This is a genomic window from Calditrichia bacterium (assembly GCA_020634975.1).
GTDB lineage: Bacteria > Calditrichota > Calditrichia > RBG-13-44-9 > J075 > JACKAQ01.
Genome location: JACKAQ010000002.1, coordinates 464,785 through 479,586, shown reverse-complemented (window position 1 = coordinate 479,586; position 14,802 = coordinate 464,785). Strand labels below are relative to the sequence as shown.

At 45.5% G+C, this 14,802-nt stretch carries 10 protein-coding genes, 1 pseudogene and 1 riboswitch; all 11 genes and pseudogenes read right to left on the bottom strand.

The features are described from left to right. Positions 1 to 52: 52 nt before the first annotated feature. Entirely contained in the window at positions 53 to 2,425 is a 2,373-nt protein-coding gene (locus tag H6629_16365) for a hypothetical protein (GenBank protein ID MCB9069367.1), read from the bottom strand. Positions 2,426 to 2,482: 57 nt separating this feature from the next. Then, positions 2,483 to 2,934 (bottom strand): annotated as a pseudogene (locus H6629_16360) (6,7-dimethyl-8-ribityllumazine synthase). 95 nt (positions 2,935 to 3,029) lie between these two features. After that, positions 3,030 to 4,337 carry a GTP cyclohydrolase II gene (gene ribA, locus H6629_16355; protein MCB9069366.1) on the bottom strand — a complete coding sequence of 436 codons (1,308 nt, stop codon included), beginning with the start codon at positions 4,335 to 4,337 and terminating at the stop codon, positions 3,030 to 3,032. After that, positions 4,309 to 4,899, bottom strand: coding sequence for a riboflavin synthase (locus H6629_16350; GenBank protein ID MCB9069365.1), 591 nt, complete (start codon positions 4,897 to 4,899; stop codon positions 4,309 to 4,311). Before H6629_16350 ends, ribA begins: the two co-directional genes overlap by 29 nt. 62 nt (positions 4,900 to 4,961) lie before the next feature. Then, positions 4,962 to 6,113, bottom strand: a complete 1,152-nt coding sequence (gene ribD / locus H6629_16345) for a bifunctional diaminohydroxyphosphoribosylaminopyrimidine deaminase/5-amino-6-(5-phosphoribosylamino)uracil reductase RibD (protein ID MCB9069364.1) — start codon at positions 6,111 to 6,113, stop codon at positions 4,962 to 4,964. A gap of 125 nt (positions 6,114 to 6,238) precedes the next feature. Beyond that, positions 6,239 to 6,385, bottom strand: a riboswitch (FMN riboswitch). Between the two features lie 68 nt (positions 6,386 to 6,453). Beyond that, entirely contained in the window at positions 6,454 to 7,515 is a 1,062-nt protein-coding gene (locus H6629_16340; protein ID MCB9069363.1) for a DUF4388 domain-containing protein, read from the bottom strand. A 131-nt stretch (positions 7,516 to 7,646) separates the two neighbouring features. Then, on the bottom strand, positions 7,647 to 11,042 hold the full coding sequence (locus H6629_16335) for an FtsX-like permease family protein (protein MCB9069362.1): 3,396 nt from the start codon (positions 11,040 to 11,042) through the stop codon (positions 7,647 to 7,649). Between the two features lie 173 nt (positions 11,043 to 11,215). Then, positions 11,216 to 11,659, bottom strand: a complete 444-nt coding sequence (locus H6629_16330; GenBank protein MCB9069361.1) for a 50S ribosomal protein L9 — start codon at positions 11,657 to 11,659, stop codon at positions 11,216 to 11,218. A gap of 36 nt (positions 11,660 to 11,695) precedes the next feature. Continuing rightward, positions 11,696 to 11,971 carry a 30S ribosomal protein S18 gene (locus tag H6629_16325; protein ID MCB9069360.1) on the bottom strand — a complete coding sequence of 92 codons (276 nt, stop codon included), beginning with the start codon at positions 11,969 to 11,971 and terminating at the stop codon, positions 11,696 to 11,698. Further along, positions 11,964 to 12,500 carry a 30S ribosomal protein S6 gene (rpsF, locus tag H6629_16320; protein MCB9069359.1) on the bottom strand — a complete coding sequence of 179 codons (537 nt, stop codon included), beginning with the start codon at positions 12,498 to 12,500 and terminating at the stop codon, positions 11,964 to 11,966. Before rpsF ends, H6629_16325 begins: the two co-directional genes overlap by 8 nt. 124 nt (positions 12,501 to 12,624) lie before the next feature. Further along, positions 12,625 to 14,787: a sodium-translocating pyrophosphatase gene (locus H6629_16315; protein ID MCB9069358.1), complete on the bottom strand. Its 2,163-nt coding sequence runs from the start codon at positions 14,785 to 14,787 to the stop codon at positions 12,625 to 12,627. Between the last annotated feature and the right edge of the window lie 15 nt (positions 14,788 to 14,802).

Genomic DNA, 14,802 nt, shown 5'->3' with positions numbered 1-14,802 from the left:
TTAATTTCAACGATTTACATTGTTTTATAAGGCGAACTTCCGTTCGCCTTTTTTATTGCCGGATAACCAAAACCTTACCTGCTTTTTCCTGCCCGTCTTCCGTGGTGAGCAAATACACATAAACACCGCTTCCGACCAGATTACCTTCCATATTCCGTCCATCCCACTGCACTTCATCCAAAACGCCGCGTTCCAGCCGTTTGACCAATTGCCCGTTTGCCGTCAAAATCTTGATCTCGCTGCCGGGTACAATCCGCCGGAAATTGAGTGTTCCACCGGCATCTTCTCCCACCAAAAAGGGATTTGGACCAACCGTAGCCTGCTCAAAGTCGGTAAACGCATTGGCAAAGGGATTCCCGCGAATAATAGCCAAACCTTGCTGTGTTCCCAAATAAACATCACCTGTGTTTTCATCCAAAAAAACGCTGTGGATAATTTCTGTCGGCAAATTTTCGCGATAAACATTGGGGCGAACCGCAACTTGCTCGGGGTCCAGCGAGCTGTTGAACGGGATGATGTGAATCCAGCTGTTTTCGTCAAATGGCGAATCCTGCGCTTTGAGAATGCTCAACCCTTTGTCGGTTGCGAACCATTTGTTGTTTTGCGAATCCACATAAATATCATTGATTTGCAAACCGATCGGCTGATACAACTCCCGAAAATCGAATACTTGCCGGTTTAGCACCGCACTTAACCCGGACTCTGTTCCGCACCAAACATATCCGTCAAAATCAGCAGCAATTGATCGGGTGTTGTTGTTTTTGAGATTATCACTTTCGGTGTAAAGCTCATAATTGTATTGATTACCGCCAAAACGGATTTGCAATACACCTTGCGAAGTGGCCATCCACAAATCACCGAACGGATCCTGAGAAATTTTGTGAACCTGATTGATGCCGGAAGGCGTGCTGAATCGCTGCCAAAACCCATCATTGAGCACACTTGCGCCGAAAGTTGTTGATTGATATTCGACCAGTGGCGCGTTACTGGCGGGCTGGTAATTTAATATCCAGATGGATTGGCGGTTTTGATCCATAAAAATATCAGTAATTACAGTTACCGGTATCGATGACCCCTGAACTGGCGAGAGTCGAGAAATTGCGTTCGGATCAGTTGCTACAGTGACTGTGTCGCTTTGACTGGCAGAATAAATCCAGACCGAACCGGGATCTGTAAAGGGGTTTATGGTTTGAATCGCCAAATCCGGTTCAAAAACCACAACGCCGCCACCCCACGAGCCCATCCAGATATTCCCGTCCGCATCTTCAAAAATTGGGTTTGAGGAGTTCACAGATCGCAACAAATTGGAAGTGCCACCAAAGAAAAAGAAATTTTTCCACCCTGATTCGGTTTTCAGGAACACACCCTGGTTTCGGGTATCGCCCAACCGCCCGGCGGAACACCACAAACGATTTTGGCTATCCACGTATGTTTCACCGATGTAGTTATCCAGCGGTCCGTCCATCAGCACATGTTCGCCGGATTTCAGGTTTTGCAAACCGCGTTTGGTAACACCAACCCAAATATCGCCCTGCGAGTCCACCACAAAATCTGTGATTGGTGTATTCGCAACCGAATACAATGTTTGGCTTTGGGTTTCACTAATCGCAAACACATCGCGGGTGGTTGCACCATACAATTGGTCATTCGCAATAAAAAGATTGATGACGGAATTTGACGACGGCCAGCGTTGGAATGTTGAAAAATCAAAATTTGCAACGCCGCCGTTTGTCGCAACGTAAAGCCCATTATTTGATGAGATAGATACAATATCTCTTACGCTGTTTCCGGGCAAACCGTCCACCACCGTCAAGGTGTTCCAATTAGATACGGCGTATAAATTATTTCTGATAAAATCTGATGGCGCGTTCACCAATCCGACATCACTACCCAGCCAGATGCGTCCGTTGCCGTAACCGATAGCGTAAAACTGGCTGACTCGCTGATCAAAATCCTTATACGATTCGCGAAATTGATAGCGTGACCGCTGGGCATCATACAAATAAACTGAAACAAAATTGGTTGAAAGCACCCAAAGTGTATCATTGATGGTGAGCAGATCAACAATTACTTCACCCTGCAAATTCTGGTCATTTTCGATTGAAAAATCGGTGTCATGAAAAGTGGATAGCAGCCCGTCGAGCGTTCCCAAAATGGTATTTCCCCGCGAATCACGGGTAATTGCGGTAAAATAATGGGAATAAAAACCATCATTTGTGGTGTATGCCGAGGCTGCTGCGGTTGCGGGATCGTAAACGAGCAATCCCCCGGTGGTTGCCGCCACAACCTGATCGTCAATTATTTCCAACCGACTCGGTGAATTCAGATGCGTCACAACTTCCAATTGGAAATTTACGGTTTGCGACAACCCAAAACTCACCCAACAAACACTCACAAATAAATAAATGGAACGCCAAAAACGCATTTAATTCCTCATCATCAATTGTAGTTAAGTTAAGAAATAACTTTGGTTTGACTCATTTTAATTTGCTATTTTTTTCAGAACAGATACCATTTCTATCGCGGAGATTGCGGCGTCCCAACCTTTGTTTCCAGCTTTGGTTCCAGCCCGCTCGATCGCCTGCTCGATATTTTCTGAGTGGTGATAATCCCAAACATCACCGGAATTTCTGCATCCAGCGAAACCGCGCCGATGCCACTTGCGGCATTCCCTGCAACAAAATCGAAATGCGGTGTCGCGCCGCGGATGACAGCACCGAGGCAAATGATTGCATCATATTTTCCGGTTTTTGCAGCAGTTTTTGCAGCCAGCGGAATTTCGAATCCACCGGGAACCCAAAAAATATCGATATCAGATTCACTGGTTTTGTGCTGCACCAAACAGTCAACCGCGCCGTCAACCAAACTTTGGCAGATAAATTGGTTGAATTTTCCAACGATAATGGCAACTTTCAACCCGCTTCCGTCCAACATGCCCCGGTGAATATTCAATCTGTGATCTCCTGTTTCGTTCAAAAGTTTAATCAATTTGCACAATACAATAAAGCGATTTTTTGAGTAGCTACGCTTTAAACTTCGTGAAAACTGGCGTGCAAAATATGCCCCAATTTTTCCGCTTTGGTGCGTAAATAGCGTTCATTTACGCGATTTGGAGTGATTTCGATGGGCGCACGTTTAACAACCGCCACACCGTATTTTTCCAACTCGGTAATTTTATCAGGATTGTTAGTAAGCAAACGGATGTTGCGGACACCCAAATCGCTTAAAATTTGTGCAGCAAACCAGTAATTTCTCAAATCTGCCTCAAAGCCCAGCGCATTGTTGGCTTCGACGGTATCCATTCCTTTTTCCTGCAGCCGATACGCCAGAATTTTATTTTTCAGCCCGATTCCGCGGCCTTCCTGTTTCAGATAAATCAAAATCCCGCTGCCATCTTTTTCAATTTCATCCAGCGCCTGATGCAATTGATCGCCGCAATCACAGCGCATCGAGCCAAATACATCGCCGGTGAGGCATTCGGAATGCACCCGGACCAACGGATTTTTCATTTCCGAAAGTTCGCCTTTTACCAACGCAACGTGAAATTCGTTCGGATTGACCAGGCTTTCGTAATAATAAAAATCGAAATCGCCGAGCGAGCTTGGCAGTTGAACATCAACGATACGATTAATCAGTTTTTCATTTTTATAGCGATACTGGATCAAATCTTCAACACTGCAAATTTTTAAATTTAGTTCCGCAGCCAGTTTTTCCAATCGGGGCAAACGAGCCATCGAGCCGTCATCGTCGAGAATTTCGCAGAGCACGCCGGCGGGAAATAATCTCGCGCTTTTGGCGAGATCGACAACCGCTTCTGTATGCCCGGGGCGAACCAGCACGCCACCGGGATTCGCCACCAACGGGAACACATGCCCGGGACGACCGAGATCCTCCGGTTGGCAATTGGGATCGATCATTTTTCGAATCGTCACAGAACGGTCATGTGTCGAAATACCGGTAGTTGTGCCTTCCAACGCATCAACGCTCACGGTAAATGCGGTTTTGTGCAGCGCTGTGTTATCCGTCGCCTGCGGCGATAAATTCAGCGCTTTTGCGCGCTCCGCAGTAATAGAAAGGCAAACCAATCCGCGTCCGCGAGTGATCATCAAATTGATCATTTCCGGCGTTGCGAACTCAGCGGCGATCACGAAATCTCCTTCGTTTTCACGTTTTTCGTGATCGGTTAGAATCAGCATTTCGCCATTTTGAAACCGCCGGATCGCTTCTTCAGCATTCACAAAAACGCTGTCGATATGCCCGTTTTCTGATGTCGATTTATTAGAATTCAATTCACTTACTCCTATGCCGTTAGCGATGTGCCAGTATGTTTTCAACATATTTTGCGAGCACATCCACTTCGATGTTCACCGTTTCCCCAACCTTTTTGGAACCGAGATTGGTCGCAACAACTGTGTGCGGAATAATATTTATCCCGACACGATTACTGTTTAATTTTGCCACTGTCAGGCTGATGCCTTCGATAGAAATTGAGCCTTCCAAAATAACATATTTCATCAGTGATTGCGGCAGCTCAACTTCCAGAAACCAGTTTTCACCACGCTGAAACCATTGGCAGATAACACCGGTCGCGTTCACATGCCCCTGAACGATGTGTCCGCCGAATCGACCGCTGGCTGCCAGCGCCCGTTCCAGATTAACCCGGGAACCGCTGCCGAGCGTGCCGAGCGAGGTTTTTTCCAGTGTTTCGCCAACAGCTTCGACCGCGAAATGCGTTTTGCTCACTGCAACAGCCGTCAAACATGCGCCGCTAACGCAGATCGAATCGCCGATTTGCAAATCCGAAAGCACCGTTTGAGCCAGGATTTTGAAACGCACTCCACCATCAATTGTTTCGACACTGCCGATTTCGCCGATTTCTTCAACAAGTCCTGTAAACACGTTTTGTCTCTTCTTTTTGATGAAACTATTTATGACGTTAGTTATGAATTATCAATGGTTTATCAAATCACGCTTTTTTCAACAGCTGCAAATCTGGCGATATCGCCAAGTGTTTCAGCCAGATTTCGGTAACCTTCAAAAAGCACTTGCCCGTTAATCTGCTCGATTCGCGGAAATTCAAGTTGCAACGCGTCACTAATTTTTTGTGTGCCCAGATTGCCGATCGCGGAAATTCCGTCACCGATAATCAGCGGTGCGATAAAAACAGAAATTTTATCAAATAATGCCTCCCGGATAAATGCCGAATACAATCCCGCACCGCCCTCAACCAACAGCGAAGTTACATGCATTTTCCCGAGTTCAAACAATAACGCGGAAAGATCTGTTTTCCCGGTTGGATCTGCCGCAATAACGTGCACATTCGCACCAGCGGCTTCAATCTGCCGGCGCTTTTCCGCATCGTGGCTGGCAGTGGTAAAAACATGGGTCAACTGTCGGAAATCATCCTGTAACAAGTTGTTATTTATGGAGATACGCAAGTGGCTGTCCGCGATAATTCGCAATGGTTGTTTGCCCATCGCGAACCGGAGTGTCAGGTTCGGGTTGTCCATTTCAACAGTGTTTGCGCCAACCAAAATTGCGTCGTTTTGGCTTCGCCATTCGTGAACGCGCGTGCGTGCAGTTTCGTCGGTGATCCATTGCGAGTGGTTGTTGGCTGTGGCAATTCTGCCGTCCAGCGATTGAGCAATTTTGAGATGAACAAACGGTTGGCGGGTCTGGATAAATTTGAAAAAAGCCTGATTGAGCAGCGCTGCTTTTTCGGCGAGCAAACCGGTTTCTACCGCAATTCCTGCCGCTTGCAACGTCGCTACTCCCCTGCCACTCACATGTGGATTTGGGTCCAAAGTGGAAATGACAACTTTTTCGATACCTTCCCGGATGATCCGGTTAGTGCAGGGCGGCGTCCGTTTTTCGGAGGTTTGATGGCAACAGGGTTCCAGATTGCAATACAAAGTAGCGCCGCGAACAGGTGCTGTAGCGTTTTCGATGGCTGCAATTTCCGCATGAAATTCACCAGATTTCGCATGATATCCTTCACCGATGATTTCGTTGTTTTTTACCAAAACAGCACCAACCATCGGGTTTGGCGAAGTGTAACCCGCACCTTTTTTTGCGAGAAAATGTGCGCGCTCCATGTAGATAACGTCTTCCACCACAATTCCAATAAAAACAATTTGTTATGATTTTCTTCGGGGAGAAATGGATTGGCGTTGTTGCAAAATTTTGCAACAAATAAAAGCACGTCAGTCATCAACAAGCGATGACTGCGTAACTTAATTCCGATCTTCTACCATCCGGACTGTACCGTCGGCACCGGAATTTCACCGGTTCAATCCTGCCGGAAAACCGGAAGGAGTCGCGGGCTTTAACCGCCGGTCAGGAATTTCCCGCCTTTCGGCGGGATCACCTTGCCCCGAAGATCGTCAGAAGTTACATTCGCACACGGCCTAAATCAAGTGTTGAGAGAAATTCTGGCGGCGTAAACCGTAATTGTTATAGCATATTAATTTCCGTATCAGCCAAAAGCGGTTGCAACTGACGCATTTGCATCATATACGGCTTTATTTCGTTGAGTGAATTAATAAATTCATCGAAGCTGTTGAGGTTGGTTTTGCCGGATAAGTCACTGAAAATCGTTTCATACATTTCCAGAATATTGCTGACCTGATAGGACTGAATTTCACCGACAATTTGTAATTTTTCCTGCCACTCCGGATTGTACAGAAAATACAAACCGTCTTTTTCCCAATTTCCGAACATCAGGAAAGTATCTTCAACCACACGTTGAATGGCTTCTGGTCGGATAATGCGCTCAAATTCTTCATGCATAAAATAAAAGACATCCGTCAACAAGTCGTTTAGCGAAATTGCTGCACTATTTCGAGAATTAGCGAGATGTGCCGTTAATGCTCGGTTGTTCACCAACTCCTGTTCTACTCGATATTGCATGCCGTTCAGCGCCAAAAAATGGAGTGCTTGCTGTTCGGCAAAATCCTGGTGCACAATTTTCCGGAGTTTACCATTGTGAAACTGGAGCAATCCTTCCTGATCCGCGGTTACTTCGATGGAAACCCGACCGGTGAAACTACTTTTTTGCAAATATTCAATTAATTTCGGCAACGCAAGTTCAGACAAATGACCGTGCATCACCAATTGGTAATCCACATCTCCTTCCTGATAACGCAAATTGGTCAGGTTTGTGAGCAGGTTAAGCACCAATCGTTCAAGCAAAATATTTGCGCCATACGTCTTTATTTCATCACCTGCATGATTGTTGATCACTTTTATCAAGCTTTCGTCGTAAACAAGTGCATACATTTCGGGATGGGGTTTTTGGTGCAGCAGGTCAAAAATTTTGTGATAGATGAGTTGATGAACGTTACTCATATCAACATTCAGAATAACGCAATCTTCCTGAAACCGTGGTTCAAACAGCTTTGGTAAATCTTCCAATTCCTGCTCTTCAACGTGAATACCGTTGGGAAGCAATCGGCGTTGCATTTGCTCGAGAAAATATGTATCCGAATTTACCAGGTACACAGTTGGTGCCGGCATGATAAAACTCCTTTGAAATCCTTTTCAATGAAAAAATCCTTTTATAATATCAAAAATCGGAATGTTTTAGCAAGTCTTGAGAGATTTTGGCAGAAACGCCGTGTGCAGTGAAGTTTACTGTTTATTGAAATTTACAACTCCGACCGAAGCGCCGGCAGTAGCGGAATTTTTAAAGCGCGTATCGCAGCAACAATAGAAACAATAGCCGCAATAATCATAATTGAAATTAAAGTGAATCCCAAATTCAGCCAAGGCACCTGATCAAACCGCGCCAATAATTGTGGAATTATTGCCACCAACGCGGCCAAAACACCGATGATCATTCCGCAAATAACTTGCATTAAAATTTCTGTAACGAGCATTTTTCTGAGCAACTTTTGCCGGAAGCCAAACGCACGCATTGCGGCAAACTCACCGCGTCTTTCCAGCACATTTCTCACCAAAACGATGCCCAGTCCAATTGTGCCGAGCAGCAACCCAAAACCGCCTAATATTTGAAATACCGAAAGATAGGTATTTTCAACTCGTTGGAATTCCGCCAATTTTTTTGTAGTTGAAACAACATCAATGCCATAATCAGATAATGCAGATTCGATTGCAAGTTTGACAGAATCGCGTTTTGCAATGGGGGGATTTAATAAAAAATATTGGTAGCCGGCAATTTCGGGAAATAACTTTTGAAAAGAATGTTCTGCGATCAAAATTTCGCTTTGAAAAATACTGGTGTTCAGCAAAGCGACAAATCGAAACGTGATAGTTTTGCCCGAAACAGTTGTAATTTGATAATCCTGTCCGAGTCCGGAGTGCAAAATCCATTGCACCGAATTGGCATCGCCGATTGCCGGGATAATGCCGTTTTCCAGCGGTTGATTGAGTAATTCCCACGGGTTTTCCGATTCAATTTCGGACGATTGAAACGAAAATCCGCCTCGTGACACGAAATTTGCCGGAACACCCAAAACTCTCGGTTTTTCCGGTTTATACAAATTGAGGCAACTGGCATCCTCACCGGGAAGCAAACGTAACGAAAAAATATTGCTGTTTTGCAACAATTTCGATTCGCGGTCTGAGAATCCCAAATCGAACCGTCCGGCATTGTTTTGCAGCGAAAGGAATACAGGCAGCGACGATTCAGCGATTAGCGAAAAACCACCCACCCCGGATTTTTTTTCAACCGTATCTTGTTGATAATCCTTGCGGTTAGCGCTGACCGCCACGATCAAAAACACGGCGCTGGCGACCAATCCCACGCTCAACATGCTCCCGCCAGACCGCCGCAAATTATTTCGAATACCTACCTCAATAAGCGAAAATGCCCGTTCTGATTGACGACGTTTTCGATGCCAAATTTGCAAACCCATATTCAGCCAGTAAACGCCACCGGCAAGCATCAATACGCCGGTAATGAAAAAATAAATTGGCTGTTGCCGTGGGTCCGCTAAAATCCCCAAAAATACACCGGCAATAATTGAAAGAGCGATAATAATGGTGACCGTCGTAGCTTTTTGAGGCTGTCTCCGGGGCGTTTTTGCACTGCGATCAAAAATGCCGTTGCTCACAAGGGTTACCGGTGACTGATGGCTGATTTTCCGCAACGTTCGCCAAATAGCAATTGCAGCGACCAAAATTGCGCCGCAAAAGCCAACAATAAAACTGAGCGAAGTAACATGCAGGGACAATAGTTGTGTTCCAGTGGCGTTTGCCCAAATGGTTTTTAATCCATAAATCATAAGTGCGGCGTAACCAACGCCAAGTGCGCAACCCACAACACCGCCGCCAACAGCGCTCCATATGGTTTCGGTTACCAAAATTTTTTGAATTTTGGCAGGTGTAAATCCCATCGCCAGCCTAACACCGATTTCCCGGCTGCGGTTTTCAACGAACAACCGAAACAGCAATCCAATCAACAATGCAGAGGAGATGATCAAAAAAAGGCTGAATCCAATGAACAATCCGTTAAAATCCGTAGCCGCAGATGAACCCGTAACCAGTTGTTTTTGAATATCTTGAAAAACAAAATTTTCTGTTTCCGGCTTGATATTTTTTAGCAATGTTTTGCTGAATTCCCGTTCGAAATTCCCTGTTGCATCAATATCCGGCCGCAGCCACAATGCCGTAAGCTTGCCAAAACGGTTCGCCCATAGTCGCTCGCCCGTTTCTAAAGAAACGAAGCCTTTGGGTAAAGCACGATATTTTTCCCAATAATTTTCGTCTTTTGTCCGAACTGTTGACAGATCAACCGGAAATGGCGGGCGCCACTCTGCAATTCTTGGCGCATCGTTTATCCCGGGGAAATCGGGTGTCAAATATGGTTTTACTCCCAATCCGGCAATTTTTACTTCACCGTAATATTTCAGTCGTGTTTCCCCTGTATCCAGGCTGGCTGTATTTCCGGTAATAAAATAGCTCAACGCCAGTGAATCGCCGATTTGCGGATCGAGATCGGCAGCTGCCCATTCATTCAGAACAATTGTATTTTCGGGGATGTGTTGAAGTGTATCATCAGTTTGGGTGATTAGCCCGCCAAAATATCGGGATTCTGCAACATCAATTGCGGCAATTGTCGAATATGGAATTTTTCGACTGTCATTTCTAACCTCGTTTGCGAGATATGTGTAAACCGCCATATGTTTTGCGCGCATTTTTGCGGCTGTATTTCTGGCAAGTGAATCGAGGTTTGCGTTGACAACGAAAGCATCACTTTGCAACACAAAAGTGCCGGAAATGTTGGAAATCGATAAGCCATAATCCGCAAGGGAAAGGTGTTCAGTTAACGCTAAATCAAGTAATTGTTTTGTTTCAGACACATTCTCAACACCGCCAAACATAGCATTCACTTTGCCGGGTTGCACCAAAATAGTTTGCAAATCTGCCAGCGAAATAAAAGCGTTTGCCTGTGTTGTTTGCATTGCATTCAATCCGAAACGCCCGATCCCCTCATCGGGGATAATACCGACAACACGAACGCGCTGTGATTGGATGACTTGTTCGGTATTTTTATCGCCAAAAAGCGATTCCCGGTGAATGCCACTTTGCTGCTGCAAACCTATTTGAATCCGATCGCCAATATCCACATTTAAATTTTGACGGAGGGTTTGGTTAATCACAACAGAAATTATTCGGCTCGAACCAGCTTTTCGCAATAAAGAATCGAGTGGGGATTGAGCCTCATTTTTGGGGAAAAGTGAGAAAAATCGCGCATCGGCACCAACAAAATTGACATTCGCAGCGATGTCTTGGTTTTGATTATTACGGGCATTTCCGGTGACCAAAATTGCCGGTGCGAGAGGTTGTTCTCCAATTGCTTTTACAGATGTGCCGATTCTATCCGCCAATTGTTCATCAAAAAAACGATTATTGATTAACGCAACATCAATATTTCCAATACGTTCCAACGACAAGCTGCGCAGGCTTCCGCTGACCGAATCTCCAACAATCATCGCACCGGACAAAATTGCTGTCGCGACGGCAACGCCGAACATTAGAGCTAAATGAAATCGCCAAAAATGTGTGATCGATTGTCGCAATAGAATTTCTCTTCGATGAACATTGATTTTATCTGCAGGGAAAATTATGAAAACTTTTCGGATAATTCAATTATTGCAGGTTTTGGCATAAAAAAAAGCGCCCCGAAACCGGGACGCTTATGGATATATCTCTCTAAATGTAAACATCTTTGAACAATTGTCGAACTGCAAGCCTACTCTTTTACGACCCACACTTTGACATTTGCAACCACTTCCGGGTACAGTTTTATCGGCACTGAATAAATTCCCAATGCTTTGATCGGCTCATCCAATTGGATTTTACGGCGATCAATTTCATGCCCGCTTTCAGCCAAACCAGCGGCAATATCCTGTGATGTAACTGAACCGAACATCTTATCTTCTTCACCCACATTTACGGAAATTGTGAGCGAAACTTCGTTCAATTTGGCTGCCAATTCTTCGGCAATTTTGCGATCTTTACGCTGACGCAATTGTTTTTGGCGCGATTCTTCCTCAACCATTTTGATAAAATTCGGTTTTGCGGGAAGTGCAATTTTGCGCGGCACCAAAAAATTTCTGGCGTAACCCGGCTTTACTTCAACAACATCGCCGGTTTTGCCAAGGCTTTCAAAATCTTGTCTGAGTACTATTTTCATGTTAAAATACCTCTTAAACTCTTGTCTTTTGTCGATTTAGCGTTGGATGTCCGATACAAACGGCAGCAAAGCCAAATGCCGTGCGCGTTTGATGGCAATCGCCAATTGGCGTTGTTGTTGGACGTTGTTACCAGATGTTCTGCGGGGTACGATTTTCCCTTGTTCGGATAAATAGCGAACCAACAATTTGGTATCGCGAAAATCGACAAATACAATACCATTTTCACTCAGACGGCTAACGCGTTTTTTGCGCGGGCGTGAGTTGGCGCGGGATCTACCACCGGTGCGTGCTCTTTGTCTGCCACTATTCATCTTTCACCTCCACTTCATTCTGGTCTGCATCATTTGAATCGTTCATTTCAACGACAGTATCTGCCTTTTCGGCTACCACAGGCTCGGCTCTTTTAATGGGCTCGATATCTTTGTTCGAAAAACGCGGGCCGGAGCGTCGGGGTCTATCGTCGTCTCTTCCGCCACGAAAATCATCAGAATCGCCTGACGAGGTTTTTGCACGACGAATATCGATGCCACGCTGCAACAATTCTTCTTTTGTCACAACATAAGTCAGGTGACGCATCACCCGGTCGTTGAGTCGATATTCTTTCTCGATAATTTGGGGGATATTCAAACGGCTTTGGGCAGTAAATTCAATTTCAACATAAAAACCGCTGTTTTTATTGTTGATCGGGTAAGCCATACGGCGCTTTCCCCAGGGATTGTTGAGCACAATAACACCACCGTGATCTTCGATCAATTGCACGATACGGCTGGTTACGGTTTCAACTTCTTCCGGATTCTGCGACACATCCACGATAAAAATCGTGCTATACCGGTTTTCCATTGTTTCTCCTTTGGTCTTATGGCCTCGCCACATGTTTTGGGCGAAGCAGGATTGATTATTTAATAAACATGCGGCGAGAATATAGCATTACTCGCCGCATGTTCAAAACAGAAATATTATTTTTCTAAACGAGGAACGGCGCGATAACCAACGCTACCACGCTCATCAATTTGATGAGGATGTTCAACGACGGGCCGGATGTATCTTTGAACGGATCGCCTACCGTATCGCCGACAACTGCGGCTTTGTGCGGATCAGATCCTTTGAAATACTTCTGCCCTTTGATTTCCACACCCTCTTCAAACATTTTTTTCGCGTTATCCCATGCACCTCCGGCGTTGGATTGAAAAATTGCCATCAATACACCGGAAACGGTAACACCAGCCAGCAATCCACCGAGCATTTCGGCGCCGCCGCCCAATCCGATGGCCACAGGAACGATGACAGCCATCAAGCCGGGAGCCACCATTTCCTTAATTGCAGATGCCGTTGAAATCTCAACGCATTTGCCGTATTCGGCTTTACCATCGGCTGCTTCAAATGTTTTCTGGTCTTCTTTTGACCAATCTTTAAAATCTTTTCCATCATTTTGCCGCATAACATTTAACGCCGCTTTTAATTGCGGGATGGAGTTGAACTGACGTCGAACTTCTTCAATCATTGCCATAGCAGCACGTCCAACGGCATTCATTGCCATAGCGGAAAACAGAAACGGCAACATACCACCGAGAAATAATCCAGCCATAACCGTTGCTTTGGAAATATCGATAGAATCGATTTTTGCGGTGGTCATAAATGCGCTGAACAACGCCAATGCGGTTAGCGCAGCGGAACCGATCGCAAATCCTTTTCCAATGGCTGCTGTTGTGTTACCTACTGCATCCAATTTGTCTGTGCGACCGCGAACTTCTTTTGGTAATTCGGACATTTCGGCAATACCGCCAGCATTATCCGAAATCGGACCGTATGCATCAACAGCGAGCTGTATACCGGTATTGGAAAGCATCCCGACTGCCGCAATAGCGATGCCGTATAATCCGCCAAAATGAAAAGCTGCAATAATTGAGGTTGAAAGAACAATAATTGGCAGCGCTGTCGAAATCATCCCGACACCAAGTCCGGCAATAATATTGGTTGCGTATCCGGTCAACGATTGTTCAACAATTGAAATAACCGGTTTTTTGCCGGTTCCGGTGTAATACTCCGTGATGACACCAATGAGAATGCCTGCAATCAAACCGACAATTGTTGCAATAAAAATACCCAAAGAAGTGTATTCTTTGCCTTCATGCACCCATGCTTCCGGCAACATACCGGTTATGATAAAATAAGCGGCAACAACCATCAATGCGGATGATCCGAACTCACCCATATTCAATGCTTTTTGCGGATCTCCGCCTTCTTTTACCCGAACAAAAAATGTACCGACTATCGACAATACGATGCCGGTTGCGGCGAGCGCCAGCGGTAAAAGGATAGCAGAAAGCCCATTGTACGTATCCGCGGACATAAAACTGGAGCTTACCATAAAGGTTGCACCTAAAACCATCGTTCCAATAATCGAACCGACATAAGATTCAAACAAATCTGCGCCCATCCCGGCTACGTCACCAACGTTGTCGCCAACGTTATCTGCAATGGTTGCAGGGTTAAGCGGGTGATCCTCAGGAATTCCAGCTTCTACCTTACCAACAAGGTCAGCGCCAACATCTGCTGCTTTGGTGTAAATACCGCCGCCGACACGTGCAAACAATGCAATAGAGGATGCACCAAACGAAAATCCGGTAATAACGGTAATTACTTTGTGGACGGAATCGAACATGTTGCTATACAACAAAAACAATACTGAAAGTCCTAAAATACCCAAACCTACAACACCCATGCCCATAACCGAACCGCCGGCAAAAGCAATTTCGAGTGCAGGTCCCAAGCCTTTACGGGCAGCGTTGGTTGTACGCACATTGGCTTTAGTTGCGACTTTCATACCAATGAAACCGGCCATCGCAGAGCAAAAAGCGCCCAAAACAAAGGAAAAAGCAACTAACGGGTGTGACTGTTCATCTGCACTGACGCCCAGGAGAACAGCAACAACAACCACAAAAATAATGAGCACACGATATTCAGCTTTAAGAAAAGCCATTGCCCCTTCGGAGATGTGAGATGCAATCTTGCGCATCTTATCAGTTCCCACATCCTGTTTTGATACCCAACTTGACCGCCAAAAAGTGTACAACAACCCCAAAATCCCGGCTCCAAGTGACAAATACACCAATAGGCCCTGATTCACTTTCCAGACCTCCTT